This is a genomic window from Marinomonas lutimaris (assembly GCF_019426345.1).
GTDB lineage: Bacteria > Pseudomonadota > Gammaproteobacteria > Pseudomonadales > Marinomonadaceae > Marinomonas > Marinomonas lutimaris.
In genome coordinates this window covers 1-25,928 of record NZ_JAHLLW010000007.1, presented here as the reverse complement: position 1 = coordinate 25,928, position 25,928 = coordinate 1, and the positions used below count along the sequence as shown (strand labels likewise).

Sequence of the window (25,928 nt, the reverse complement as noted above, 5' to 3'; positions counted from 1 at the left end):
TATTAGCAGCCTTTTTAGTTATTAAAAAACGAAAGATAGTAAAAACAAAAATGCCGCCAGCTGTTGCTTGGCGGCATTTCACATATTACAGCGACAAGAAGCGAAAGCTATCTAAGCTTACGATTCTTGTTTATGAACGTGAACATCCATTTGAGGGTATGGAATACCAACACCACGCTCATCAAAGGTGTATTTGATTTTTTCCAAAAGGTCCGCTCGCACCGTCCAGTAATCCCCCGCTGCAACCCAAGGACGCAGGAAGAAGTTTACTGAGCTATCAGCCAATTCAGAAACCGCGATTAAACATTTAGGATCTTTTAAAATACGTTCGTCAGCATTAACAATCTCTTCCATGATCTGTTTCGCCAAGCGAATATCAGCGTCGTAACTAATACCAATAACAAGATCTAAACGACGAGTAGCCTCACGAGAAAAGTTCACAATAGAACCATTCATCACAGAAGAGTTTGGCACGATAATGACTCGGTTATCAGGCGTTTTAAGGTGTGTATGAAATAATTCGATACGGTTAACCGTTCCCATCTGACCGCCGGCATCGATAAAGTCACCCGAACGAAATGGACGCAATAAGATTATCAGTACACCTGATGCAAAGTTAGACAAAGATCCTTGCAAGGCAAGACCAACAGCCAAACCTGCCGCACCAAGAATAGCTATAAAGGATGTCGTCTCTACTCCGATTTGCCCCAGTGCCATCAAAGCTACGCCAGCAAACATCAAAGCATATAAAATGCTCGATGCGAAACCTGCAACAGCCTTATCAACGGAAGCTTTAAGCATTCGATTCTCACACCAGTGAGAAACTTTAGAGGCAATAAACTTACCAACAAAGAAAACAACTAGACCAACCACCAAATTAATAACACTGTCTGCTAACCAAGGCATCAACTCAGAGCCTTGATCAAATAACGCCTCTATTTCATTCATATACTTAAACCCTATGCTCTTCCATTTTAAAATAAAATCAGACTATATAATTTGATTTATGCTGCCACTCATCCAACAATATTTCCAGCTGATAAATACCTTTTTTATTAAAAATAATACAAACCCGCCCATTAATTAATTGAGTTCCCTTCACCCCAAGCTCATCAACTAATAAACATTGCTCTCTTAGGTCATCAAGTACATCGTCATCACGAACAGTCATGCCGATAAAGGCATGCCACTCATATTCAGGTAGAACACCCTGAACGGCTTTCTCTAGCAAGGTTACACACTGCTCTTGCGTCAATCTATAATAGGGTACTTTCGATTGATGACGAATAAAAAACAATACTAGTAAAACTAACAGTAAAAACAAAAAACTGATAGAAACCAGCAGCTGAAGCAACATTATTTAAAGTCATAAGCCATTAACGAGGATCTAGCGCGCTGCAAATGCTCCGCATGCTCCACCTCATAACTATCCATTTCGAGTCGAAATTTCATTTTCGCAGGCTTAGGCAAATCCCCCCATTGTTCATGAGTTGGAATATGCTGAGTTTTCTCATTAATAATATAAAAAGCCGAGATATCTTCATGTTCGGATAAGTCTTCGCTCAACTGATCTAATAAATGCTTTATTCGAATACTGGCTTCTATCCAATTGAGTTCTTCTGTTCCCACTGTTTTCAAAAGAACTCGAATACTATCAATTCTTTTTTGACGCTCTTCAATAAAACGATTTTCTCCAGCACGAATTTTTTCTTCTCGTGCTTTATTCAACTTTAATTGTTGACGAATAAACCAGAGAGAAACGGCAATAACACCAACACAACAGAGCAAAACAATCATAAATGTAGTAAAAGACATAAAAAAACCCAATCAACCAGAAATAAACACGTTATAAGCCAACATCAATAAGAGCCCGCAGATCATCGTACAATTGAGGCGTCGACACTAAAAGTCCCTCACCGTTCACCACATCAGGCCAAACCGATGTGTTAGATAAATAATATCCGACCTTCGCACCAGCCTCCTCTGCTATTAAAGCCCCTGCCGCCATATCCCAAGGTTTCACGCTTTCAAAATACGCATCCAAACGACCAGCAGCCACCCAACATAAATCCAGTGCGGCAGACCCATTACGACGAATATCTTGGCAATGGTGCAAAACATGTGAAACCCTTTCTACAATCGGCGCTAGCGCTGTTTTTTGATAAGGAAACCCAGTTGCAACCAATGCATTCCTTAATTCTTGCGCTCCAGAAACAGTCAAGCGCTTCCCATTACAAAAAGCGCCCGAACCTTTCACAGCCCAAAAACACTCTTTAAAAAAGGGGGCATTTACCACGCCTAAAATCCGCTGATCGCCAATATAAAGACCAATAGAAACCGCGACATGATGATGACCATGTGCAAAATTCACCGTACCGTCAATCGGATCAATCACCCAAACTGGGACATCCTCACCAATATCACCAAGATCTAGGTTAGGTGAAGACTCTTCTGACAAAATACAATGCGAAGGATATTGCCTAAGGATGTGACTACAAATGTACTGGTCAACCGCAATGTCAGTCGAGGTAACTAGCTCATGATCCATTTTGTAGTCACGCACAAAGGTTGCACTTTCTCGCGCCTCAACGATCATCTCGCCAGCCTTAATCGCTAGATTTTTCGCGAAATCAAGCCACTCCTCATAGTTTTCCGACACAAAAGCTCCTTAAAAAAGACAAACGGATGTCACCGACTCCGATAACAACTACGCCAATCGAGTGTTTAACCAATGAGAAATATCCTGCACCTGCTCAGGACATACAGAATGAGGCATATCATAAGATTGATAAGCGACAGAATAACCCTTAGATACTAAAAGATCCCTTGCTTGAGTTGCCAGCACTGGCGCAACCACAGGATCCTGCAAACCGTGATGAATAAGAATCGGCGTTTTCCCGTTAGGGCAGACATCTGCTTCAGGCGCTTCATCACCATTAACTAAATAAGTTGATAGTTCAAGAATACCTGCTAATACATGCTTAGTTCGCAAAGCGGTTTGATAAGCAATAACTCCGCCTTGTGAAAATCCTGCCAAAATAATTCGATTTGGAGCAATTCCTTTATCTATTTGATCTTGTATCAACTGTTCAACTTGTAGGCATGACTCATCGATATTTTCCATATCAACTTTTCGTTCTAGCGTCATTTCATAAATGTCATACCATGCTCGCATTTCCATACCGCCATTTACCGTAACAGGACGGCGTGGAGCATGAGGAAAAACAAAGCGTACTTTTAACGTTGGCAACAAAGATAAAGCAGGAACCAAAGACTCAAAATCATGACCGTCTGATCCAAGACCATGTAACCAAATAATAGCGGCGTCAGGCTGCTCGTTTGTTTCCACTAAGACAGAGGGCAATAATTCAGTCATTTTTTAACACTCCAAAAAAATAGGCTATCGCAATTCGCAATAGCCTATCATATTGACGTTTCCCACTCGACACCTTGCTTTCACTCCACCGTTTTAAATGGCATTTTAATATCATAATTTAATGCTCAACTGGAAAGCGCATCTCCGTTACTTCCTGCTTTTCATTTAACTTAAACAGCACATCCGCCTTACTTGGCATCACCGCCAGCATGTGACGAGTCAATCTTTCGTAATATTGCATGAATCGTTTCAACTCTTCTGAAGACATCACCTTCAAGTCAATTGTATCCAGTAAGACGCCATGAATATCATGAAGGTGATTTTCCAAAACACGCTCTTGCTTATTACGCCAGTGATAAACGACTTCATAATCTGGCGCTTGCATCCAAGCCATCAGATCAATTTGTGCAAATAACTGCCTGTAGTCATCTTTTAATAATTGATTCACTTTATTACGCCACTGACCATCGGCATCCATCTCTGCTTCAAGCTTATTAAGCGGTTGATCCATCATTTCATCTATTGGCGGCGCACCAACACACCAACCTTCAAATAGCACTACATCAACAGGCCCCTGAACTTCTTGCCATAGATGCACCGCTTTTCGATCATCAATCGATTTATCAAAACGAGGGAACTTCATCACCTCACCCTCTTTAAGATTTTTCAATCGCTCAAAAAGCGTAAGAGCAAAACTTACATCGTGAGTTCCAGGTACACCTCGTACAGAAAACATTGAGGTTGTTTTACTAGCGAACTTCATACGATCTTGCCGAGTACTGTATAAATCATCCAAACTTATCACAATACAATTCAGGTCGAATCCTTTACTTAGAATTCGACTAATAACACTACAAAATGTGGTTTTCCCACACCCTTGCGCACCTCCAACGCCAACAATTAAGGGACCTTTACCTGCATGAGCTTTTTGACTCAACCAATTAGAAAAAGGCAAATACAATCCATCCATTTGATCCACCAAAGAAGCATCTGCATACAAACAACTCAACGTCTGCTCTACTTCAAATCGTAACCGATGCGACAAGGGATCAGGCATACTTAGATTTGTATAATCAAACTTACTCTGTTGCTTCAACATAATGAGCACCTCCGTATTATTCGCCCTTAAGTATAGTAAGGCATCACGGAATTGATCAAAATTTACACACTCAAACAAAAGGTAAATTTAATTGGTGAGGCTCTGGTGGAGACAAACGATAACCGACACCAATTAAACGAACTGGGCGTCGAGACCGAGAATAAGCCTGTTGCAGTAGTTGTGAAAACACGTCATCAGATAATTTGGCTTTAATTGGTTGCTCTATTGTTGTCTGCTTAAAGTCGTCAAATTTTACTTTGAGATAATACTTGCTGAGCTGAGATTCGAAGTCTCTTCCCGCCATACGCTTTTTTAGATCGCTCAGCAAGATAGGTAGAACTGCCTGACATTCTTTGAGATCAAGCAAATCTTTTGAAAAAGTATGCTCCACCGAAATACTCTTTCTTTCCCGAGAAACAGTCACTGGACGATCATCAATACCAAGGGCAAATTGAGATAAACGAAATGACATACTTCCGAAACTTTTTTGCAAAACAGAAAAGTCTAACGCCTGTAAATCTGAGCACTTAAACACGCCAAGCGCTGCAAGCTTTTCTTGAGCAACACGGCCAATCCCTGAAATGAATTTCACCGGAACATTCGAAACAAATTCAAACTGCTTTTCTGGCGTGACAACCGTTAAGCCATCAGGCTTATCCCAATCACTTGCCACTTTAGCAATAAACTTATTCGTTGCCACCCCTGCAGAAACTGTAATACCTATCTCTTTAAATATTCTTGAGCGTATTTCTTCTGCAATGCGTGTGGCACTACCTTGAAAATCCGGTGAGTGCGTTACATCAAGATACGCCTCATCCAACGATAGCGGCTCAATAAGATCAGTAAACTCTCGAAAAATAGCGTGCATTTGCTCAGACGCAATTCGGTATTTATTCATGTTTCCAGGTATAACGAGTAAAGCAGGACAAAGGCGCTTTGCTACAGAAGTTGGCATAGCAGAGCGAACACCATAAACACGAGCAACATAGTTAGCAGTGGATAACACACTGCGGCCACTTGCAGGACCGCCAATAGCAATCGGAATATTTCGCAAATTTGGATCATCGCGCATTTCTATCGCAGCATAAAAGCAATCAGCATCTATATGAATAATCTTTCGATTCTGCAATATAACATCCCAAAAATCACTGTACAAAAACACAGTCTACACCATCTCAAAAACACCTTCACCACCTCAATTAGATATGTAAAGTTCCTTCTAGAAAAACACCACTGAACGTAAAATAATTGAGAAAACTCAAAAATATGCGCTGAAATAACAGTTTTACTATCAAAAACAAAGAAAAAGCGCTTTTTTAAGCGCCCAAACATGGACGCTAGAGAGCAAAATGGTTTACATTTTGTCCATTAGATTAGGTATGTTGAAAAATAAAAGGATTTTTAAGCAAACTATTCACAATAACACCTGCAGTTCTAAGTCGTTCAGTTGAATTCGCACTATGTAAAACACACTTATTTCAACGCAGGACATTAAGGCAAAGATTTCATACAAAGGGCACCAACATGACACTATCACTTCGAATTTTTTTTATCGCCATAAGTGCAATGACACTTGCTGGTTGCCAAGGTCTTTACCAACAAAGCGCAGATGGAACGCCTTGTACCACTGTCGCTCCCTGTAACGGTAACGTAATAGGAAACGGCTCGTCTGCCTATGTACAGAATGGTGCCTTAAACGCAAACAACACGATTGCAGTTATCAAGCAAGAACCAATCATTGTTACCGCCACAGGTTACGCAGCAATGATGTCTAATAGACGCTTAACAAAATCTCAAGCCCGTATTATGACTATGCGCAGCTCTATGTTAGATGCTTATAGAAACTTATCAGAACGAGTCTATGGTTTGAAAATTGATGGCTCAAGCTCATTAAGCAACATGGTCATGCAAAACGATGAATTAAGAACCTATGTTGATGCTTACCTAGTTGGGGCGAAAGTCGTTTCTCAACGTGAACATGAAGACGGCACATTCGAAACGGTTGTTGAAATGGCATTACAAGAGAATTTTCGTCAATGTTTAGGCTCCAACAACATACAATCCGATCCAAATTGTAAAATTCAACCAGGTTATCGCGCCGTGAATGTTCAAAATACAACGCCAACGACCAACTTTTACAGCATTGAATAACAGATGTTACTTTTGAAACGCTTATCGATCATAGCCATCACGCTTTTGTTATCAACAGCCAGTTTTGCGAAAAGCATTACCGCTGTCGGTGAAGCCGTTATTTATAATAATGATATTGCTGACGCTCGCTATAGAGCCACTCAGCAAGCTATAAAACAAGCCGTTTTAGAATCTGGATCCAGAGTTAATATAAAAGATGAACTCTATAATGGTGAACTCGAATCTAATTTAGAAATACGTAGTTCAGGCTATGTACAAAAAGCTAGAATTCTTTCTGAGGAGCAAAACGGAGACTTCCTCACTATTGTAGCTCGCGTAGATGTCACGCCAGATTCACAGTGCAGCACAGGGCCAACAAGCTACTACAAGAAAACAGTTGGTGTAACGGGGTTTGAATTACAAGTTCCTCAACAAGCAAGATTGGGAGAGCTCAGCAATATTTCCAGAGAGCTTCCAAAAGATTTAGCTGATGAAATAAACAAACAAGGCTACTTAAGAGCCTTAACAGCAACTAACATTGCAATTTATCCTGACCTCATAAACGCACCATCCTCTACCAATTATGACGGTTCCCTGACAAATGTCACAAGAATCAGTGAACAACTAGGCGTTCAATATATTGTCAGCGGCGTTATTAGAGACATCGGGGAGCTATACCTAAGGCATCCAGATGATAAGAAAGCCAAAGACCTATTAGATGAAAACATTGATAAAGAAAGAAACTTTGTGGTCGATATCTATATTTATGATGGCTTCAGTGGCGCCTTATTGTTCGAACATAGATACAATGAAGTAGGTAATTGGGATGTATCAGATCACGCAAGGATAGGTTTTGGTAGTGCAAAATTTTGGACAGTACATTATGGTAAAGTTGTTCAGCAGGCACTCAAAGAAAGCGCATTAGATACTAGTGAACAACTACGTTGCCAACCCTTCATAGCAAATATTTTTCGCACAGAAGGCAATAGAATACATATAGCAGCAGGATCATTAGCCGGAATTAAACAAGGAGATAAATTCAACGTTTATCGACGTTACGAGGTTTTCAATCAGCTGCAATCTGCTCAAACTCAGCTGAATAATGCAAACATCAGTGTTACAATAAAACAGGTGCAACCTAACTTTTCAGTTGGAGAGCTCGTTGTTGACTCTCATATATTAAACGTGCAACAACAGGATGTCGTGATTGCCTGGTAATTTTATACAACTACGCCCATACACAAACGGCGATTTTTATTTTTTAGGACAGATACAATGAATAACGAACTACTACACCACCTAGAACAACGTATTAACGAAGCAGTAGAAGAAATGGGCTCATTACGTAAACGTATAGCCGAATTAGAAATGCAAAACTACGAGCTTAGCGAAGAAAAAAGTGAAATCCAAAACACACTAACTCAAACCAAAGAGCAACAGTCAAATTGGGAATCATCTCTTTCCCAAATGCTAAATCGCTTAAATCAAATGGACGACAAACAATGAAATCGATTCTACTTGCAGCTTTAGTTCTAGTGAGTGCCAACGCATCAGCAGAAGGTCAAATTGCGAGTTTGGTAAGTTTTTCATCAACAGCGGCGCGACCAACAACCCCTGAAGGAGAGACAAATGTCACCTCCATTATAGATGCATCAATGGAGTACACTCTGCCAGAAAATATTTCTTTTTATGGTGGTTTGTCATTTGTCACAGGCGAAGAATTCGAGAATTCCATCTCTTTAGGATCTCGTTATTATAGCGCAACACCCGCACTTCAAATTTTGCCTGGCATCCCAATGTGGTCATTTATAGGAGGTGGCGTGTCATTTCTTGACAGTACCGTCTATTATCCAGAAGCAGGTTTTCGTATTGGGATATCAGATGTATCACGATTAGATATATTCGTAAGAGTACTAAACAGCAGCGGTGACACCTACGACAGACACGTCATGGTTGGCGCAGGACTTACTTTCTGAGTAAGATGAAATTATTACCCATTTTCATTGCTAGTTTTTTAATAACAATGACTTACGTTTGGTGGCAAAAAGGTAGCAATATTTCCATTACCCTACCAAACGAGGATCAGCGAAAAGAAATGATTGGCACAAGCAATACACCAAGTATTCCGCTGACTCCAATAAAAAATTGAGCCTTGTGTCTTTATGGAACAACTTATCGCTAAACTCGAAGCAAGGATTAACTGGCTAACCAAGCAGTTAGAAAGTGCCAACGAGGAAATACAAAGATTAAAGGAAAAGAACGATCCTTCCATTGAGTACAGCGCCTCAATGGACCTATTGCAACATATGGCAGATCGCTCAACTGAAGACCAATTGCAGCTTTATATTGAAGACTCTCTTGACCTTTTAAATGACGCGTCTACCTCTGAGAAAGTAATAAAATCAAACGCGGTTGAATATCAACTCAACTTTGATTTATTACACGAGCATGCTGAAAGCAGCACCACAACCACGACAACAGAACAGATTGATTACATGACCACACAACAACCTGAGCTTAACGGCTTGCAAGAAGACGACAAACTAGTCGATACCGACATTAGCGTACCAGAAGCAAGTGACAGCACCACAGAGACAGCGACTCTGACGCCTGAACAAAAAAAGCGTCAAAAGAACCAGAAAAATAATCGCCGTCTGATCAAAATGCTTGAAGACCGTTATCCCAAAGCGTTTGACTGGAATCAACCTAAGCCTCTAAAGGTCGGTATAGACAAAGACATGGTACTGGACGATGACTTCAATGCCAGCAAGCAAAAACGCGCCCTAGCCGCTTATACGCGCTCAGACAGATACAAGAAATGCCTATTGTCTGGTCAGCCACGTATAGACCTAGAAGGCGTCGCTGTTAATAACGAGCCAGCTTTACCTGAATCAATGATTCCTAAAAAAGCAAAAACAGCAACCAATAGTAGACCAGCGAAAGAAAGACCTTCACTGCCCGCTCGCAGCAAACCAAAAGCACAAGCCAAAAACAAAGCAAACTCAAAACCTAAACCAGCTCAAAACGCACCTAAACAAGAAGATATTTATGACAACCTATCTCCTGAAGAGCGTATGAAAGCGAAATTAGCACTATTGTTAAATAAATCTTAAAAAACTGTTTACATAGTAAGGCGCGATGTATATTATACGTCGCGCTGCTGTGGAGGGGTTCCCGAGTGGCCAAAGGGAGCAGATTGTAAATCTGCCACGAAAGTTTCGGTGGTTCGAATCCACCTCCCTCCACCATTAGCAGTTTCTACCTAAGATTCAATATCTTACATCCTGCAATATAAAAATCGTCTTACAAAACTCAACCCACCCATCCGCTTTATCAAAAACAAAACACCATCTTATTAACAATTTTATCCACAAGAAAAATCACTTAAGAACCAACACACCTCCACCTGTACAAGCTTCGTACCAATACACACAAAACACATCACCCAAAATCAGAGCAACAACCCTCCATTAACCACAACACATCCAAAACTACCAATATAATCAACCACAACACTACTATCAAAAAACTACCCCAAAAGCCCTCACATACAGCACAAGACAGAAACACAACACCCCTTGAGCGGGAAACTTATACACATAAAAAACACCCACACTCCACACCTAGCGACACACACACCCAAGAGATAAACACGATAGACGATAGACGATAGACGATAGACGATAGACGATAGACGATAGACGATAGACGATAGACGATAGACGATAGACGATAGACGATTTTGAAGCTATCTAGATAAATATTAAGGAATATGTGCGAAATGCAGGAAGATTATGAGAGAAATGGTGGGTCGTACTGGATTCGAACCAGTGACCAATTGATTAAAAGTCAACTGCTCTACCAACTGAGCTAACGACCCGCTCATAATTTTTTTAAACTTGAATAACTAATGGTCGGAGTAGAGAGATTCGAACTCCCGACATCCTGCTCCCAAAGCAGGCGCGCTACCAGACTGCGCTATACTCCGATGGCTCCTCGAACTGGACTCGAACCAGTGACCCAATGATTAACAGTCATTTGCTCTACCAACTGAGCTATCGAGGAATTAATCAGACTAGAATTCTGTATAGGGATAGTTGGTGGGTCGTACTGGATTCGAACCAGTGACCAATTGATTAAAAGTCAACTGCTCTACCAACTGAGCTAACGACCCAACTATCAAGTAATGGGGTGGACGATGGGGCTTGAACCCACGACCGCCGGAATCACAATCCGGAGCTCTACCAACTGAGCTACGCCCACCATTACTAATGGTGATGATAAAATATAATGGTCGGAGTAGAGGGATTCGAACCCCCGACATCCTGCTCCCAAAGCAGGCGCGCTACCAGACTGCGCTATACTCCGATGGCTCCTCGAACTGGACTCGAACCAGTGACCCAATGATTAACAGTCATTTGCTCTACCAACTGAGCTATCGAGGAACTAATATTTTACCTTGTTCACAACAACCATCTTTAGAAGATGGCGGAGGAGGAGAGATTCGAACTCTCGGTAGGCTATTAACCTACGCCAGTTTTCAAGACTGGTGCATTAAACCGCTCTGCCACCCCTCCGTTGCGAGCGAGGTGTATAATACTGATTTGAAATTTCAGTGCAACCTCTTTTTTAAAAAACTTTAACTTTTTTCACTCACATAGCCCTGATCAGGAGAAGAACGGATCCAAACATTGGAATACCAGTAATAATGCTTGCCTAAATTGTCTGGCATCGTGCAGTTAATACGGCCACGACCAACGCCGAATGGTTTCTCAGCAGTCGCCGTTACTTCTGTATCAGATACCCAATCTAGCTTAGCTTTGCCTTGGCCTGCTACATAACAGGTTAAGTCTTTCAAACGGTACTGACCTTCTTTAAAGGTCAAGCTAATCGAAACAGGCTGATCTGTTGCATAATCCCCACCAGTCTTTTCAGACAACAAAGGCATTGGCTTGGCATTTAATTTCGTTTTTAACGTAGATAACTTGGCATAAGCGCCAGAGGCAGGAAAACGCGGCAAATTTTCGAAGTCCGAATCCGCACTCACTACACCAGACTGCTGCCCGAATGCCATAATCCCCCGCTCTTTCATCATGCCTCGGATCTGTCCATTAGACTCGCCATAGGGATAAGCCAACATTTTTGGAGAATGGCCAAGGTTTTTCTCTAGTAAACCTTCAACTGTATCTACTTCTTTTGTCATACGAGACAACCAAGCCTCATCAGACTCACCCTTCTCTTTACGCAACATATAAGGATGACTAATGGTGTGATTAGCAAACACACCACCAGACTGTTCCATTTCTTTCATCTGCTCCCAAGTTAAGAAGCTACGACTTTTACGTTCAACAGGTTCTGTATTAATAAACACTGTAAAGGGAAAGTTTCTCTCTTTAAGGATTGGAAAGCCTGCTTGGTAAATACTGCGGTAAGCATCATCAAACGAAATAGCGACCGCTTTTTCAGGTAATGGTTTATTGGCTTTTAAATCATCCAACGCAGAACGCAAATCCACAACCTGAAAGCCAGCGTTTTTCAAATAGTCCATTTGCTCGGTAAACTGCTCAGGAGTAACAGAAGTTGATTTCGGTGAACTAGCACTTACATGATGATATTGAAGTACAGGCAAGTAATCTTGAGCTTGCAACGCTGCACTAGTACTTAATGCCCCCAAAAAAATGCCGTAATGAACCTTTGACAACATGTCGTTTCCTCTTTGCTTAATATTCACACGCATTCTACGGACGAACAGAGGGGATGACCAGCTCATCGCCAAGGCAAAACTGTTATGCCCATTTTACTATGTCACTGCATCTACTCATATTGAAGCCGCCCTCCTACACTCAAGATACATCAAGGAGCTCTCAGCAAAAGGAAGACCTATCTCCACAAGAGGAAAAATCATGAGTAAATCCGCTTTTTACAAAAAATTGGACAAGCAACTTCAAACACTTAAAGAAGAAGGCCTCTATAAAATAGAGCGCCCACTTATCACGCCACAAGCCAGCCAAATTACTACAGCTGACAAAACACCTTTAATTAACCTTTGTGCAAACAACTATCTTGGACTGGCAAATGATAGCCAAGTCACAAAAGCCGCTCATCAGGCGCTAGATGATTACGGCTACGGCATGGCTTCTGTTCGCTTTATTTGTGGTACACAAAGCATTCATACTCAACTAGAAAAAAGCCTGAGCGACTTCCTTCAAATGGAAGACACCATACTCTACTCTTCTTGTTTTGATGCCAACGGCGGCTTATTTGAAACACTGCTTAATGATGAAGATGCTGTCATCAGTGATGCGCTCAACCACGCCAGCATTATTGACGGCATTCGTTTATGCAAAGCCAAGCGCTACCGCTACGCCAACAATGACATGAGTGAGCTAGAAACCAAACTGCAACAAGCCGATAAAGACGGTGCGAAAACCAAGCTGATTGTAACCGACGGTGTCTTCTCCATGGACGGCATCATCGCCGACCTTAAATCAATTTGCGACCTTGCCGACAAATACGATGCGTTAGTCATGGTCGACGATTCTCATGCGGTAGGTTTTTTGGGCGAAAATGGCCGCGGTAGCCATGAATATTGTGGTGTACTCGGTCGTATCGACATAATCACTGGCACATTGGGTAAAGCCCTTGGCGGCGCTTCTGGTGGCTACACCAGCGCTTCTAAAAGCATTGTCGACTGGTTACGCCAACGTTCTCGTCCTTACTTGTTCTCAAACTCACTGGCGCCCGTCATTACTGCCACCAGCTTACAAATTATCGAGGCTCTCAAACAAGGTGATTCAGCCCGCAAGCAACTAAAAACAAACAGCCAATATTTTCGTACCAAAATGAGCGCTTTAGGCTTTAACCTAGTCCCTGGTGATCATCCTATTATTCCTGTCATTTTAGGGGACGCAAAGCTCGCACAAGAGATGGCAAATGCGTTATATAAGGAAGGGATTTTTGTGACGGGATTTGCTTACCCAGTTGTACCAATGGGCAAAGCCAGAATTCGCACACAGATGTCAGCGTCACTAACAACGGAACAACTTGATCGCGCCATAGACGCCTTTACCAAAGTAGGCCGCGAGATGGGCGTCATTGAAGGAAGGAAATAAATAATGAAAACGCTTGCGAAGCTTCACGCTGAAAAAGGCATTTGGATGACGGACGTCCCTCACCCCGAATGCGGACATAATGATGTTGTCATAAAAATACGCAAAACCGCGATCTGCGGAACAGACATGCACATTTATCAATGGGATGACTGGGCACAAAATACCATTCCGGTACCCATGACTGTCGGCCATGAGTTTATTGGTGAAATTGCCGAAGTTGGCCCTGAAGTGACAGGCTTTAAGATAGGTGATCGAGTATCTGGTGAAGGTCATATTACTTGTAGCCTTTGTCGAAATTGTCGTGCTGGACGTCGTCACCTTTGCCGAAAAACCCTCGGGGTTGGTGTTAACCGAACCGGTGCATTCGCAGAATATTTAGTCATTCCTGCTAGCAACGCTTTCAAGATCCCCGACAATATTAGCGACGACATGGCAGCGATTTTTGATCCGTTTGGTAACGCGACTCATACAGCTTTGTCATTCGATTTAATCGGCGAAGACGTTTTAATCACAGGTGCAGGCCCAATTGGCGCCATGGCAGCCGCCATTGCTAAACACGTAGGCGCACGCAATGTGGTAATAACCGATGTGAACGACTTCCGCCTTGATCTGGCAAAAAAGATGGGGGCAACTCGTACCGTCAACGTTAGTCGTGAATCATTAAAAGACGTCATGAGTGAGCTTGGCATGCACGAAGGCTTTGACGTTGGTATGGAAATGTCTGGCAATGACATGGCCTTCCGCTCAATGCTGGAATGCATGAACCACGGCGGAAAAATTGCCATGTTAGGCATCCCAGGCAAAGACACGCTCATTGATTGGAACCAAGTCATCTTTAAAGGCCTAATCATCAAAGGTATTTATGGCCGAGAAATGTACGAAACGTGGTACAAAATGGTCGCCATGTTGCAATCTGGTTTAGACATTAGCCCAATCATTACCCATCGTTTTAAAGTTGATGATTTTCAACAAGGTTTTGACACTATGGGATCAGGTAAATCAGGAAAAGTCATTCTAGATTGGAATTAAATCTGTCTAGCTTATTGCGTCTAGAAGATGATCGCGTTAGCGTAATTCTTTTAGACGCAAACAGAGCAATTACATGTTAGACATTGGCATTCAAAACCATCCGCTTCCTCACCAAGATGCGCTCTATATATTGCTATACCGAAATCAAGTACTAATAGAGTCAGATAATCAATTTCTTACGCCCTTTACGCATTTCCAACCTAACGCAAATATGAGCGCTGTTTATTGCGGTCAATGGCATGGGCAAGATATCTTTGTCTGTCGCTTTGAATCTATTCCTAAAGGCTTTACAGAAATTGGTCTAAGAGAGTTACTCTTCCTACAAGATCGACACAATTACATTTTATTAAGTCGTGCTCATCAGTTGTCTACGTGGGATAGAGATCATCAATTTTGTGGACGCTGTGGTACCGCGATGCGAGAAAAACACGCAGCAGAACATACAAAAATCTGTCCATCTTGCAATTTGCGACACTACCCTCGAATTTCGCCTTGCATCATTGTCTCGATCCGCAAAGATAATCAGATACTACTGGCCCGTGGCCCATTAGCGCCAAAAGATAGATACAGTAATATTGCAGGCTTTGTTGAAGCTGGCGAAACCCTAGAGCAAGCAGTTGCACGGGAAGTAAGAGAAGAAGTTGGCCTAGAAGTTACCAACATACGCTATGTTGATAGCCAGCCTTGGTCCTTTCCACACCAACTAATGGTCGGCTTTTTTGCCGATTATGCCGGTGGTGAAATAACGCCCGCACCTGGTGAAATAGAAGAAGCCAACTGGTACCCAATCGATAATTTACCGAATATCCCCAACAACGCGACCATATCAGGACAACTGATTAATCTACACGTAGAACATATAAAAGAAACAAAAGCGTCATAGCGGCTTCCCTCTTGCTTTTCAAACACACCAAGAATTCAAATGGTGTGTTTGAAAAGCAGCCTTATTCGCCAAATCCCCCCTTTATCTCTAGAAATCTTTAGGTAAATACCTATACTAGCCACCCATCAAGCTCAACCATTCACTTCCCATAAAATAAAACTGAGAACCACGTGGAAGATTTACTGCATTCAATTGAACAAAAAGTAAAACCATTAATCGGTTTAGGCAAAGTCGCTGACTACATACCCGCATTGGCCAATGTCGATCCGAATCAATTTGGCATCGCCATCTATAGCAACGATGGTGAGCTGTATCATGCAGGCCAAGCCTATACAGACTTCTCTATCCAGAGTATTTCTAAAGTCTTTAGCTTAACCTTGGCTATCAAACATTATGGCGAGGACATGTGGCAACGGGTTGGACGTGAGCCTTCTGGCAATCCGTTTAATTCACTCGTACAGTTAGAATACGAAGCGGGCGTACCGCGTAACCCCTTCATAAATGCTGGTGCTTTGGTAATCAGCGACATGAATCAGTCACGTTTTGCCTCACCCCATTACGCCATGCGAGAGTTCATTCGTCGCTTAGCCGATAACCCGTTACTTAACTCAGATAAAGTCGTTGCCAGCTCAGAATACGAATTTCGCGCACGCAATGCGTCTATGGCGTATTTGATGAAAGCCTTTGGCAATTTTGAAAACGACGTCGAAGATGTGCTGCACAGCTACTTTGATAACTGCGCCATGCGCATGAACTGTGTAGATTTAGCCAAGGCCTTTAGTTTCCTTGCCAACAAGGGCTACTCACAGCTTAGTGGTGAGCAAGTACTTAGTGCGCGAGAAACTACTCAGGTAAACGGTCTACTCGCCACCAGCGGCTTATACGACGAAGCAGGTAACTTTGCTTATCGTGTTGGACTGCCAGGAAAAAGCGGTGTAGGCGGCGGTATTCTTGCCATCGTCCCAAATCGTTTTTCGGTTTGTGTTTGGTCGCCCGAACTCAATAAATCGGGTAATTCACTAGCTGGCATGGCAGCGCTTGAAGCGCTATCGGAAAGCATCGGCTGGTCGGTATTTGGTTAGGCTTAACCAAAAAAAACAGAAAAGGGCTTCACGAGAAGCCCTTTTTTAGTATCACTGCACTTAACGAAGTATTTGGCGAGCGCAGTAGCCATCCAGTTAGTCTGTGATGACTTTATAACAAGGAACATAAGCACTGCCCGGCAACTTCATCCGTTGCTGACGAACAAAAGCTTGTAACAAGGCATCCAATTTGGCCAACAAGGCTTTATCGCCATGAATCTCGAATGGCCCAAATTCTTTGATGTAGGCCACGCCCTGCGCTTTCACATTACCGGCAACGATAGAGGAAAAAGCACGACGTAAATCCGCGGCAAGCAAATGCGTTTCTTGATTGAAATGCAGATTCAACTCACGCACTTTTTCATGAGTGGGTTCAAACGGATACTGAAACTCTTCTGGAATATGCAGTTTCCAATTGTAGTAAAACGCATCTTGATGAGCTTTACGATATTGGCGAACTTCTTCCATGCCCTGCTTCATGGCTCGCGCCACTTCTACTTCATCTTCAATGATGATGCGGTATTTATTCTGTGCTTGCGCCCCTAATACATCACCGATAAAGGCATGTATTTGCTCAAAATAATCCGCACTTTCTTTTGGTCCAGTAAATACCAAAGGAAATGGTACATCAGCATTTTTCGGGTGTAATAAGATACCCAAAATATACAAAATCTCTTCTGCCGTTCCGGCACCACCAGGGAAGACAACAATACCATGTCCAGCACGAACAAAGGCTTCAAGACGCTTCTCTATGTCTGGCATGATAACCAGCTGATTCACGATAGGATTTGGTGATTCAGCAGCAATAATGCCCGGTTCCGTTAAACCTAAATACACACCATTTTTGATACGCTGTTTGGCATGTGCAATAGCGGCACCTTTCATCGGCCCTTTCATTGCCCCTGGTCCACAACCGGTACAAATATTTAACTCACGTAAGCCCAGTTCATGACCTACACGCTTGGTATAATCGTACTCGTGACGCGCAATAGAATGGCCGCCCCAACAAACAATCATATCTGGGTTTTGAATACGGCGGAACACATTGGCATTACGTAATAATTCAAACACCACATTGGTTAATTTGTCTGAACTGGCGTTTTCTAAACCACGAGCAAGAATGTATTCGTGCTGAGTGAAAATAATGTCGCGCAATACGCTAAATAACATTTCGCGCACACTGCTAATCATCTTGCCGTCGACAAAGGCACTGCCTGGTGCATTTTTCAGCTGCAGTTTCACGCCTCGTTCTTGTTGTACGATGCGGATTTCAAAATCTTTAAATTCTTCCATGGCTGCTTGCGGATCATCAGAATCGCTGCCGCAGTTCAAAATAGCTAAGGCGCAACGGTGGAATAGGTCATGAAGCGGACCTGTTTCTTCTGACAAACGAGAAATCTCATCTTGAGACAACATTTCTAACGAACCTTTCGGTGCGACTAACGCATCAACGCGATCTTCATACTGCATGATCGCCCTCCTTATTGTCATTTTATTAATGTCTTTAAATATAGTGGTCGCGGATTCTGGTTTTATCAAGCTTTTACGAAAAACTTAGCAAAAATAGTCAGAATGAAATCAACCATTTAACCCGTCTATTTGGTCAATAAAGCTTGCCCGCAATGCCTATTCGCAACGCTTGATAGTAATGGGATTTCATTTCAATTAAACGACTATAAGTGCGGCGAAACTCAAACAACAATGAACCGTTTAAATACAAGTTATCCAAAGGTACATCAGCGTTTAATAATAAAACCACCTGATGGTCATAACATTCATCCACCAGACTAATAAAACGACGTACGGCATCGTCATTCACACCCAATGACACCGCACGATCACCGGTCTGACCTGAGCCAATAGCGCCGTCTTCTGTGCCACGAGCCTTGATGTGTTCGAAAGGCTCACTGCTTAGTTCAGGAATGCCTGTCAGCATTATCATCGGATAAGTTCGCGCCAGTTCAATGTAATCTAACGACGACCTTGGGCCATCACACAAAGCATAAAAATCAAACCAAGCAATATTATCTGCCGACTCAATCACCTTAATCGCACGACGACAGATTTGCAGCGGCTGCTGGCTCACTTCCCCTTGCCCAAGCTGCTTAAACAAAGCCGACATATCTTGCTCATGTTTAACAAAATAAATCGGCGAAAAGCCTGTATGACGTAGTCGGTGATCTTCTTCGCCACCAAGATGAATGCTATTCAAGTGCGCTTGCAACAAGGCAATAGCTGGAGCGAAGCGTTCTTTTTGTAACTGATTTTGAAACAAGTTTTCCACCGCAATATTCGATGTTGCTACCAGCACCACTCCTTCTTCAAACAAGGCTTCAACCACCCCCCTCAGCAACATCGCATCGCCAATATCAGAGACAAAAAACTCGTCAAAACACAGCACGCGGCATTCTGATGCCAAGCGTTTCGCAATGCTTTTTAAGGGATTTTTCTGGCCGAAGGCAAGATTCAACTCTCGGTGTAAACGCGCCATAAAATGATGAAAATGCAGTCTTAACGCCATTCCATCAGGCAAACAGTCGTAAAACAAATCCATCAAAAACGTCTTACCACGACCCACATCGCCCCAAAGATAAACCCCTTTGATTGATTCTAACGCGTCGCCATTTGATAGGTTCGACAGTAACAATTGATAAACACGTTCTAACTCATTTAACGCGGGCTGCTGGTTCTCATCAAACGTCACTTCGTTCTGCTTTAGACGAGTCTGATAGACTTGCAAAGGAGTCATGTGCTATTTCCTTTTTGCTATTCCCTTTTTAAGTATGGGGGCTTTCAGATTGCCCCTTCAAAACACTTAAAGTGAATGATCGACAGAATACTGATGAATCGCGATCTTAATCAAATCTAGAACAGGCTGCGAAGTAAATTTTCGCGGCATAGTAATGGCATAGAAGTTTTCAAACGCTTGAGGAATGCTTTCATAGTCCTGTAGCACTTTCGATTGAATCTCATCTTTTACCACCACAGGCGGCAATACAGATAAATAACCACTGTCCCTTGCTAATAATCGTAACATCGCCATATCGTCCACTTCCGCCTTGATATCTGGCTGGTATTGATGAGTGGCACAAAAGGACTCGAATGACGAACGAATATCGGTATTTTTTCCTGGCACCACCCATTTCTTGTCTTCATAGCCTTGTGGAAAAGGCGTCTCGGGCTTTTTGCCATAGGGCCCAACAATCGCCACAGCTTGTCTAGCAACCAACTGATTTCGCCATGTCGTATCATGACCTTCGCTCAAAATAGCACGATTGGTCAGCGCCAAATCTAATTCATGATTGACGAGTCCATTGAGCAAATCCGTCATGCCTCTTGATGAAAGCGAAAAATCCACGTTCTCGCTTTTTAACAAAGGCGCAATAAAGCTCTCGATAAAATTCCTCGACAAATTACTCTGCACGCCGATGGTAATATGCTGAACCTGCGTGGCGCTGTCTTTCTGGATAAACTTCTCTAACTCTTCACCGGTATTAAAAATATCTTGCGCATAAGCCAACACCCGACGCCCAACATCGGTCAGTACCAGCTTACGCCCTTGGCGAATAAACAATGCCACATCTAAGCTCTGCTCCAGCTGCTTGATCTGCGCCGACAGAGCAGACTGAGAGATATGCAAGGTTTCCGCCGCTTCCGTCAGGCTTGGGCTCCTAGCGACTCGCCAAAAATAATACAAATGGTGGTAATTCAGTCGTGCCATAAAAAAGTACCTACAGATACATAATATAAAGTGAACGTTTTATAACAATATATGTATTTTTATTAACTAAATAAAGCCTTCATAATCGCCCCAATTTATTAAATCCCATAAACGTAGGTTGTGTATGTCCTTAGTCGTGTTAAGTTTCTTACCGATTTTCATTCCCTTTACGCTGTTTTTTGGCGGCTGGTATCTCGGCCGTGAGAAAACCAAATACGTGGCTCAAAAAGCGTCTCGATTAAGCTTTGTCTTGCTGATTATCTTTCTTGCTACCTTTCCGGTCAGTTACTTTTTCACCGATGCTTGGCAATCCTCTATCTTGATTCGCCACACGGCACTCAATCAGATCATGCTTGGCCTCGTGACCGTTATGGGCTGGGTGTTGATCAGTTTTTCCCGTAACTACATGGCAGGACAGGCTAATCTGAATCGTTACTATCGTTGGTTGATGTTTACCTTAGCCTCTGTAGCTATCACAGTCACCACCAACCATTTGGTGATTTTTTGGCTAGGTTGGTTAGGCATTAGTTTGTCACTCAACAACTTATTAACCTTTTATGCGGATCGTCCCCGAGCCATTCTAGCGGCGCACAAAAAGTTCATGCTGGCACGTGTTGCCGAACTGTCTTTGTTTGCCGCCTTTGCCTTGCTTTACCAGCAATACGACAGTCTATACATCAACACCATTATCGATACCGCTGTTGCCCAATCTAGCGCCGGCTTAGCATTACACTGGCAAGAGCAAGTGGCGGCCTGTTTGATCGCACTGGCAGCATTAATCAAATGCGCTCAATTGCCGTTCCATGGTTGGTTAATACAAGTAGTAGAATCACCAACCACCGTTAGCGCCTTGTTGCACGCCGGCGTGATTAACTTAGGTGGCTATCTACTGCTTTTGTTTACGCCAGTGGTTGCGCAAAGTTCTGTCGCAATCTGGTTGTTATTGGTTGTGGCAGGGATTTCGACGCTCGCCAGTGCTTTGATAATGACCACTAGAATCAGCGTAAAAGTTCGCCTTGCTTGGTCTACTTGTGCTCAGATGGGTCTGATGCTGTTAGAGTTCGCCTTAGGTTTGTACGAATTAGTCTTGCTGCATTTGCTCGCCCATTCGTTTTACAAAGCCTACTCATTCCTCAACTCCGGCAACGCGGTGAATGACGCCATTAGATTGCGCCTTTCTAGCGCGGCAAAAAACAATACTCAGTCTTCACCGACGAACAAAGCCGTCGTGCCTAACGCGCAAACTTGGCTACTTGCCCTTGGTTTAAGTACTGCGATTGTGGTGATTGTGCGAATCTTATTTGGCTTCGACAGCGCGTTTAGTACTTGGTGGTTATTTGCTCTCGCGCTCACTGTCCTTATCGTACAATGGCGCACGTGCGAGCACTCGCCTTCGGTTGTTTACACCTTCGCGATGGGCGTGTTTTTGTGTGTGATTTATGCCGCATTAAAGTACGCCACGCACTACGCATTGCCGACCTATTCAACCCATACGGTTCAGGCTTTTTCCCTAGCCGATATCTGGGCCATGGTTTTATTTAGCCTGCTCTTCCTCTTGAGTGCGCTATTGCATTATCAAGTACGCTGGCGTGCTGTTCGTCGCTTATCAATCGCATTGTTCGCAGGGCTTTATCTGGATGAATGGCTAACACGTCTGGTGCTGAAATTCTGGCCAGTCACTTTACCCGCTAGAACCAAGCAACAGCATCACGAAACAACCAATAATCAACCGTCGCTAAAACCTTAGGAGAATCGCATGACTATCAAGGCCACAAATACGTTAAGCATGCTGCAAAAAGACCTATTGCTTGATGCGGCCAGAACCATCGCGCCCCACTGGCCGCTGGATAAACTGATCGCGGTGAATCCGCTCTGGTCATTGGTAAATAAACCCTTTGATGAAACCTCAGATGAATTATCTGCCTTGGCGGGCATAAAAACCTACCTACCCATTTCTTCTTATCGAGCCTGGTTTGATGAAGGGCGGATTTCACAAGATTGCCTTGTCAGAGCGGCAAGACAATATGAGATCAACTTAGCGCCGAAAGACTTACTTGAGCATCTATCCAATCCAAATAAGCAGCCTTCTCCATGGCGCAATATTGCTGATCTTGCAGATCAACAACGCTCCGCCCATAAAATGTCTTGGCACGACGAAATCACTCACCAAGTAAGCCAGTTTTGCGCGGCCCATTATCAACAGCAAAGCCCCACTCTGAGACAACAAAACATCGACAGCGAACTCGATCTTTACAGCCATTGGCTAGAAGTCACTAATGAAGACAAAGGCCTAAGTATTATCATGGCCGAATCCAAGCTAATCGATTTCTTTCATCACTTACCCAGCGATAAAGAAGCCTTGTTTGCCCTCGCTATCGAAGAATTAGCCTTGGACGATCAAGCGCTGCACTTCTATGCCCAAGCGTTATTGCTGGATATTAATGGTTGGAGCAGCTACTTGGCTTACCTGAATTGGTCCAAAGGAGATAACAACGAAAACTTAGCAAAAGAAAACCATGTAGAGTCTTTACTTGCCATCAAAATGGCCTGGGAGTTGGTTGTTTGGCGTTACCTAAAACACACATCGATAGCATTACACGCCTCGATAGAAACAAAATGGTCAGCACAAAAAAACGCCATTCCACTATTAATTCAAGCCCATCAAGACGCTTTATTAACGCCTAAAGTATGGGCTTTGGCACTGGAATACAGTGAACAAAAAAACCTACATAAAACACTAACAACGGAACAACCTGTTCCAGCACTTTCAACTAGACCTGAACTCCAAGCGATTTTCTGCATCGACGTTCGTTCTGAAGTGTTTCGCCGCGCGCTGGAAAAACAATCCGATACGATTCAGACCCTTGGCTTTGCCGGCTTCTTTGGCTTACCTATCGAATACAAAGCGCAAGACAGCCACTATGAACGTCCGCAGCTTCCTGGTTTGCTGCAAGCCTCCATCACTGCAACCGAATGTAAAAGTGATAAAAATCACGTTCACCACCAGCAAAAAGAAGCTCGCTGGCATCGTTGGGGGCACGCTGCGCCTGCATCGTTTTCCATGGTGGAATCCATGGGTTGGTGGTACGCCTTTAAAATGTTCAAACAAACTCTCTTCTCCAAGCGACAAGAACACCCAGCCAATCGTTTAGCACCCAATACTGCTTGGCAATTGACTCAACAAGGCGTGGCTTTAACCGACCAAGATAAAGCCAATTTGGCAAAGGGGATTTTAGACACCATCAAGCTAACAACTTACGCGCCTATCGTCATGCTCGTTGGTCACGGTAGCCATACTAGCAACAACCTTCATGCAGCAGGGCTAGAATGTGGCGCTTGCGGCGGCCAAAGTGGCGAAGTTAACGTGAGAGTGTTGGCTTCACTATTAAATGATGACAAGGTACGCGCCTTACTAAACGACATGGGGATGAAGATTCCTAGTGACACGCAATTTGTCCCTGCGTTGCATAACACCACCACAGATCAATTAACTTGCTTTGATACCACAGAAGGCTCCACAAGCACCAACAGCAAAATGACCGAGTGGTTTGAAAAAGCGCAATATCTCGCTCAGCAAGAACGCGCTGCAAAATTAGATACCTCCTTGCTGGATGTTTCAGACCAACAACGTTCAAAGGCCTTTACCAAACGCGCCAATGACTGGTCACAAGTGAACCCAGAATGGGGACTCGCCAATAACCATTCCTTTATCATCGCGCCACGCCGGCAGACTCGACACCTTGACTTACAAGGCCGCAGTTTTCTGCACGACTATGATCAACACAATGACCCCGATTTCAGCATCTTAGAACGCATTTTAACGGCGCCCATGCTGGTGACTCACTGGATCAACATGCAATACAACCTATCGGTAACCGATAACTTCAAATTCGGCTGCGGTAATAAAGTGCTGCATAATGCCGTGGGTGGCAACATTGGTGTATTTGAAGGTAACGGTGGGGACTTGCGCATAGGCTTGTCTATGCAATCACTAAGCAATGGTGAGAAGTGGATGCACACGCCGGTCCGACTTGCGGTCTACATTGCCGCCCCAAAAGCCGAGATCGAGAAAATCGCTGCAAAGCATGACATTGTCAGGCAATTGATCGATAACGGCTGGCTGTATTTGTTTCAATGGGAGGGTGACAAAGTTGAGCGTTTTTACCAACAACAATGGCAAGCACAAGGATAAGAGACCTCAAGCTACAGCGGCACGAAGACGTGCCACTGGGCGCTCATCAATCAAGATATGAATACCATTTTTTACAACCTTAAAGAACAATACCTGTAGTTAGTTAGCCTAGGAAGTCCATTTGCCCCGTAAGTGGTTTCTAGGATAGAATTGCTAACAAATATCAACAGATTTTGATTATTTGGAAAAGTATTTCCCCAAAAAATATAAAGGACTTATGTATGTCGGATTTTGATAGTTTCAATGCCTCACTATCTCCTGTTAGCCCGCTTTTCAAGCCTGTGATATATACAGTTAAGCAAGGAGACACGTTAAGTCAGATTATCTCTAATTTTTACGATGTAACTTACGGTAGCGACCGTTACAAATCTGCTCTAGCGCTTGTTTCATATCATAATAAGCAAATAACTAATCCAAACTTACTCCAACCTAAACAAGTTATTCGCCTTATGCCAATGACACCTAACTCGGTTGGCATGTGCTTAGCATCAGATGAAAATAAAAAAGTTCTCGCTGAATTCAGTAATAGAAGTAACCAGTTCCACCCAACATTGGGAGACGGTTTAGACAAATATAAAATGCACATACCAATAGATACTCAAGAACAAGAAATGCTTTGGGCTTTATCTTGGCTACAGGATAATTATGATATCTTAGCGACCAGCTCAGGAGCGGCGCTAAATTCTATGGGGGGCTTAGTTAACCAGCAAAATACTGCCCTGATTCAAGAAGTAGAAAGACTGTATAACCAATACAAGAAAGGCACCCTAACCAAAGGGCAATATGATTACCGCAGACAAAAAGCCCTAAAAGCGTTTGCTCAGCGTCTTGGCCCATTTGAAAAAGTGTTGCTAAAAGGACAAACAGCAAGACAAGCCCTACAGATTTCTCGCTCTAAAGCCATCCCCGCCACAGCCAATGTCACCAACCACTTAGATCGTTTGGGTAGATTATCTAAACTCGCTACTCATGGCGGGGTGGTATTGACCGCTGCCGGCGTTGGCATGGGGTGCTATAACATCGCAACCGCCCAATCCCGACAAGAGAAAAACGAGATTTTTGTGGAAACTGTTGCAGGCAGTTTAGTGAGCGCTGGTACAGGTTATGCGCTTGCAACATTTTTGATTACCACACCTGTGGGCTGGGCCACCATATTAGTACTGGGTAGCGCTGCAGCCATTGGCAGCTATGCCGCCGGGAAAGGCGCTAGAGAGCTATATACAATGTCTGGTAATAAGGCAGATCTAGTGTCTTTATCTGGGGTCGATAAACTATGCAAATAACTCAAGACACATTTGATTATC

The 25,928-nt window shown here is 43.2% G+C and carries 23 protein-coding genes and 9 tRNA genes; 13 read left to right on the top strand and 19 right to left on the bottom strand.

Translation table 11 applies throughout. The features are described 5' to 3' along the window. Nucleotides 1-117: 117 nt before the first annotated feature. The 7 genes from KPL72_RS09895 to dinB all read right to left on the bottom strand — a co-directional run bounded on the left by KPL72_RS09895 (nucleotide 118) and on the right by dinB (nucleotide 5,604). The gene (locus KPL72_RS09895; RefSeq protein ID WP_212916473.1) at nucleotides 118-948 is read right to left on the bottom strand and encodes a mechanosensitive ion channel family protein; all 831 of its coding nucleotides are present in this window, start codon (nucleotides 946-948) and stop codon (nucleotides 118-120) included. 37 nt (nucleotides 949-985) lie between these two features. Next, nucleotides 986-1,357, bottom strand: coding sequence for a hypothetical protein (locus tag KPL72_RS09890; RefSeq protein WP_212916474.1), 372 nt, complete (start codon nucleotides 1,355-1,357; stop codon nucleotides 986-988). Beyond that, complete coding sequence (locus tag KPL72_RS09885; RefSeq protein WP_219702615.1) at nucleotides 1,357-1,815, bottom strand: DUF2489 domain-containing protein; 459 nt, start codon at nucleotides 1,813-1,815, stop codon at nucleotides 1,357-1,359. Before KPL72_RS09885 ends, KPL72_RS09890 begins: the two co-directional genes overlap by 1 nt. A gap of 31 nt (nucleotides 1,816-1,846) precedes the next feature. Next, nucleotides 1,847-2,659, bottom strand: a complete 813-nt coding sequence (locus KPL72_RS09880) for an inositol monophosphatase family protein (RefSeq protein ID WP_219702614.1) — start codon at nucleotides 2,657-2,659, stop codon at nucleotides 1,847-1,849. Between the two features lie 48 nt (nucleotides 2,660-2,707). After that, nucleotides 2,708-3,376, bottom strand: coding sequence for an alpha/beta hydrolase (locus KPL72_RS09875; protein WP_219702613.1), 669 nt, complete (start codon nucleotides 3,374-3,376; stop codon nucleotides 2,708-2,710). 118 nt (nucleotides 3,377-3,494) lie between these two features. Then, complete coding sequence (locus KPL72_RS09870; RefSeq protein ID WP_212916478.1) at nucleotides 3,495-4,475, bottom strand: hypothetical protein; 981 nt, start codon at nucleotides 4,473-4,475, stop codon at nucleotides 3,495-3,497. 70 nt (nucleotides 4,476-4,545) lie between these two features. Next, entirely contained in the window at nucleotides 4,546-5,604 is a 1,059-nt protein-coding gene (gene dinB / locus KPL72_RS09865) for a DNA polymerase IV (RefSeq protein ID WP_219702612.1), read from the bottom strand. Between the two features lie 395 nt (nucleotides 5,605-5,999). Here dinB and KPL72_RS09860 point away from each other — a divergent pair, with 395 nt between their 5' ends. From KPL72_RS09860 to KPL72_RS09835, 6 genes are all read left to right on the top strand, one after another. Next, on the top strand, nucleotides 6,000-6,626 hold the full coding sequence (locus KPL72_RS09860) for an LPP20 family lipoprotein (RefSeq protein ID WP_219702611.1): 627 nt from the start codon (nucleotides 6,000-6,002) through the stop codon (nucleotides 6,624-6,626). Nucleotides 6,627-6,629: 3 nt separating this feature from the next. Further along, nucleotides 6,630-7,823 (top strand): flagellar assembly protein FlgT, encoded by a 1,194-nt coding sequence (locus KPL72_RS09855; protein WP_219702610.1) that lies wholly within the window; start codon nucleotides 6,630-6,632, stop codon nucleotides 7,821-7,823. A gap of 57 nt (nucleotides 7,824-7,880) precedes the next feature. After that, nucleotides 7,881-8,111, top strand: a complete 231-nt coding sequence (locus tag KPL72_RS09850; protein ID WP_212916482.1) for a cell division protein ZapB — start codon at nucleotides 7,881-7,883, stop codon at nucleotides 8,109-8,111. Next, nucleotides 8,108-8,581 (top strand): hypothetical protein, encoded by a 474-nt coding sequence (locus KPL72_RS09845; protein WP_212916483.1) that lies wholly within the window; start codon nucleotides 8,108-8,110, stop codon nucleotides 8,579-8,581. Before KPL72_RS09850 ends, KPL72_RS09845 begins: the two co-directional genes overlap by 4 nt. A gap of 186 nt (nucleotides 8,582-8,767) precedes the next feature. Beyond that, nucleotides 8,768-9,718, top strand: a complete 951-nt coding sequence (locus KPL72_RS09840) for a ProQ/FINO family protein (protein WP_219702609.1) — start codon at nucleotides 8,768-8,770, stop codon at nucleotides 9,716-9,718. Between the two features lie 51 nt (nucleotides 9,719-9,769). After that, nucleotides 9,770-9,853 (top strand) — tRNA-Tyr (locus KPL72_RS09835). Between the two features lie 556 nt (nucleotides 9,854-10,409). On the opposite strand, the gene KPL72_RS09830 is transcribed toward KPL72_RS09835, so the two are convergent. The 9 genes from KPL72_RS09830 to KPL72_RS09790 all read right to left on the bottom strand — a co-directional run bounded on the left by KPL72_RS09830 (nucleotide 10,410) and on the right by KPL72_RS09790 (nucleotide 12,309). Then, nucleotides 10,410-10,485: transfer RNA gene (locus KPL72_RS09830), tRNA-Lys, on the bottom strand. A 31-nt stretch (nucleotides 10,486-10,516) separates the two neighbouring features. Further along, nucleotides 10,517-10,593: transfer RNA gene (locus tag KPL72_RS09825), tRNA-Pro, on the bottom strand. Between the two features lies 1 nt (nucleotide 10,594). Next, nucleotides 10,595-10,670, bottom strand: a tRNA-Asn gene (locus tag KPL72_RS09820). Nucleotides 10,671-10,703: 33 nt separating this feature from the next. Continuing rightward, nucleotides 10,704-10,779 (bottom strand) — tRNA-Lys (locus tag KPL72_RS09815). A gap of 13 nt (nucleotides 10,780-10,792) precedes the next feature. After that, nucleotides 10,793-10,868: transfer RNA gene (locus KPL72_RS09810), tRNA-His, on the bottom strand. A gap of 28 nt (nucleotides 10,869-10,896) precedes the next feature. Then, nucleotides 10,897-10,973, bottom strand: a tRNA-Pro gene (locus KPL72_RS09805). Between the two features lies 1 nt (nucleotide 10,974). Further along, nucleotides 10,975-11,050 (bottom strand) — tRNA-Asn (locus KPL72_RS09800). Nucleotides 11,051-11,091: 41 nt separating this feature from the next. Then, a tRNA-Ser gene (locus tag KPL72_RS09795) sits at nucleotides 11,092-11,182 on the bottom strand. 62 nt (nucleotides 11,183-11,244) lie between these two features. Further along, nucleotides 11,245-12,309, bottom strand: coding sequence for a polysaccharide deacetylase family protein (locus KPL72_RS09790; RefSeq protein ID WP_219702608.1), 1,065 nt, complete (start codon nucleotides 12,307-12,309; stop codon nucleotides 11,245-11,247). A gap of 199 nt (nucleotides 12,310-12,508) precedes the next feature. Here KPL72_RS09790 and KPL72_RS09785 point away from each other — a divergent pair, with 199 nt between their 5' ends. The 4 genes from KPL72_RS09785 to glsB all read left to right on the top strand — a co-directional run bounded on the left by KPL72_RS09785 (nucleotide 12,509) and on the right by glsB (nucleotide 16,711). Further along, on the top strand, nucleotides 12,509-13,717 hold the full coding sequence (locus KPL72_RS09785; RefSeq protein WP_219702607.1) for a glycine C-acetyltransferase: 1,209 nt from the start codon (nucleotides 12,509-12,511) through the stop codon (nucleotides 13,715-13,717). Between the two features lie 3 nt (nucleotides 13,718-13,720). Beyond that, nucleotides 13,721-14,746: an L-threonine 3-dehydrogenase gene (gene tdh, locus KPL72_RS09780; protein ID WP_219702606.1), complete on the top strand. Its 1,026-nt coding sequence runs from the start codon at nucleotides 13,721-13,723 to the stop codon at nucleotides 14,744-14,746. A gap of 73 nt (nucleotides 14,747-14,819) precedes the next feature. Then, nucleotides 14,820-15,629, top strand: coding sequence for an NAD(+) diphosphatase (gene nudC, locus KPL72_RS09775; RefSeq protein WP_219702605.1), 810 nt, complete (start codon nucleotides 14,820-14,822; stop codon nucleotides 15,627-15,629). 170 nt (nucleotides 15,630-15,799) lie between these two features. Next, on the top strand, nucleotides 15,800-16,711 hold the full coding sequence (gene glsB, locus KPL72_RS09770) for a glutaminase B (RefSeq protein WP_212916489.1): 912 nt from the start codon (nucleotides 15,800-15,802) through the stop codon (nucleotides 16,709-16,711). 96 nt (nucleotides 16,712-16,807) lie between these two features. On the opposite strand, the gene ppnN is transcribed toward glsB, so the two are convergent. The 3 genes from ppnN to KPL72_RS09755 all read right to left on the bottom strand — a co-directional run bounded on the left by ppnN (nucleotide 16,808) and on the right by KPL72_RS09755 (nucleotide 20,432). Further along, the gene (gene ppnN, locus KPL72_RS09765; RefSeq protein WP_219702604.1) at nucleotides 16,808-18,181 is read right to left on the bottom strand and encodes a nucleotide 5'-monophosphate nucleosidase PpnN; all 1,374 of its coding nucleotides are present in this window, start codon (nucleotides 18,179-18,181) and stop codon (nucleotides 16,808-16,810) included. Between the two features lie 133 nt (nucleotides 18,182-18,314). Further along, nucleotides 18,315-19,460, bottom strand: a complete 1,146-nt coding sequence (gene zapE, locus KPL72_RS09760) for a cell division protein ZapE (protein WP_219702603.1) — start codon at nucleotides 19,458-19,460, stop codon at nucleotides 18,315-18,317. A gap of 66 nt (nucleotides 19,461-19,526) precedes the next feature. Next, entirely contained in the window at nucleotides 19,527-20,432 is a 906-nt protein-coding gene (locus KPL72_RS09755) for a LysR family transcriptional regulator (RefSeq protein ID WP_219702602.1), read from the bottom strand. A 124-nt stretch (nucleotides 20,433-20,556) separates the two neighbouring features. Between KPL72_RS09755 and KPL72_RS09750 the strand changes: the two genes are divergently transcribed. From KPL72_RS09750 to KPL72_RS09740, 3 genes are all read left to right on the top strand, one after another. After that, a complete protein-coding gene (locus KPL72_RS09750; protein WP_219702601.1) occupies nucleotides 20,557-22,179 on the top strand; it encodes an NADH-quinone oxidoreductase subunit L in 1,623 nt (540 codons plus the stop codon). Nucleotides 22,180-22,188: 9 nt separating this feature from the next. After that, nucleotides 22,189-24,624: a YbcC family protein gene (locus tag KPL72_RS09745; RefSeq protein WP_219702600.1), complete on the top strand. Its 2,436-nt coding sequence runs from the start codon at nucleotides 22,189-22,191 to the stop codon at nucleotides 24,622-24,624. A gap of 221 nt (nucleotides 24,625-24,845) precedes the next feature. Beyond that, on the top strand, nucleotides 24,846-25,907 hold the full coding sequence (locus KPL72_RS09740) for a LysM peptidoglycan-binding domain-containing protein (protein WP_219702599.1): 1,062 nt from the start codon (nucleotides 24,846-24,848) through the stop codon (nucleotides 25,905-25,907). Nucleotides 25,908-25,928 lie beyond the last annotated feature (21 nt).

Bases quoted from the DNA above. Each gene is read 5' to 3' on its own strand.
- KPL72_RS09840 (WP_219702609.1), top strand. From the start codon at position 8,768: ATGGAACAACTTATCGCTAAACTCGAAGCAAGGATTAACTGGCTAACC.
- KPL72_RS09890 (WP_212916474.1), bottom strand. From the start codon at position 1,357: ATGTTGCTTCAGCTGCTGGTTTCTATCAGTTTTTTGTTTTTACTGTTA.
- KPL72_RS09745 (WP_219702600.1), top strand. From the start codon at position 22,189: ATGACTATCAAGGCCACAAATACGTTAAGCATGCTGCAAAAAGACCTA.
- KPL72_RS09845 (WP_212916483.1), top strand. From the start codon at position 8,108: ATGAAATCGATTCTACTTGCAGCTTTAGTTCTAGTGAGTGCCAACGCA.
- KPL72_RS09855 (WP_219702610.1), top strand. From the start codon at position 6,630: ATGTTACTTTTGAAACGCTTATCGATCATAGCCATCACGCTTTTGTTA.
- KPL72_RS09750 (WP_219702601.1), top strand. From the start codon at position 20,557: ATGTCCTTAGTCGTGTTAAGTTTCTTACCGATTTTCATTCCCTTTACG.
- KPL72_RS09860 (WP_219702611.1), top strand. From the start codon at position 6,000: ATGACACTATCACTTCGAATTTTTTTTATCGCCATAAGTGCAATGACA.
- KPL72_RS09850 (WP_212916482.1), top strand. From the start codon at position 7,881: ATGAATAACGAACTACTACACCACCTAGAACAACGTATTAACGAAGCA.
- KPL72_RS09885 (WP_219702615.1), bottom strand. From the start codon at position 1,815: ATGTCTTTTACTACATTTATGATTGTTTTGCTCTGTTGTGTTGGTGTT.
- KPL72_RS09875 (WP_219702613.1), bottom strand. From the start codon at position 3,376: ATGACTGAATTATTGCCCTCTGTCTTAGTGGAAACAAACGAGCAGCCT.
- KPL72_RS09785 (WP_219702607.1), top strand. From the start codon at position 12,509: ATGAGTAAATCCGCTTTTTACAAAAAATTGGACAAGCAACTTCAAACA.
- KPL72_RS09755 (WP_219702602.1), bottom strand. From the start codon at position 20,432: ATGGCACGACTGAATTACCACCATTTGTATTATTTTTGGCGAGTCGCT.
- KPL72_RS09790 (WP_219702608.1), bottom strand. From the start codon at position 12,309: ATGTTGTCAAAGGTTCATTACGGCATTTTTTTGGGGGCATTAAGTACT.
- KPL72_RS09895 (WP_212916473.1), bottom strand. From the start codon at position 948: ATGAATGAAATAGAGGCGTTATTTGATCAAGGCTCTGAGTTGATGCCT.
- tdh (WP_219702606.1), top strand. From the start codon at position 13,721: ATGAAAACGCTTGCGAAGCTTCACGCTGAAAAAGGCATTTGGATGACG.
- KPL72_RS09870 (WP_212916478.1), bottom strand. From the start codon at position 4,475: ATGTTGAAGCAACAGAGTAAGTTTGATTATACAAATCTAAGTATGCCT.
- KPL72_RS09740 (WP_219702599.1), top strand. From the start codon at position 24,846: ATGTCGGATTTTGATAGTTTCAATGCCTCACTATCTCCTGTTAGCCCG.
- ppnN (WP_219702604.1), bottom strand. From the start codon at position 18,181: ATGCAGTATGAAGATCGCGTTGATGCGTTAGTCGCACCGAAAGGTTCG.
- zapE (WP_219702603.1), bottom strand. From the start codon at position 19,460: ATGACTCCTTTGCAAGTCTATCAGACTCGTCTAAAGCAGAACGAAGTG.
- nudC (WP_219702605.1), top strand. From the start codon at position 14,820: ATGTTAGACATTGGCATTCAAAACCATCCGCTTCCTCACCAAGATGCG.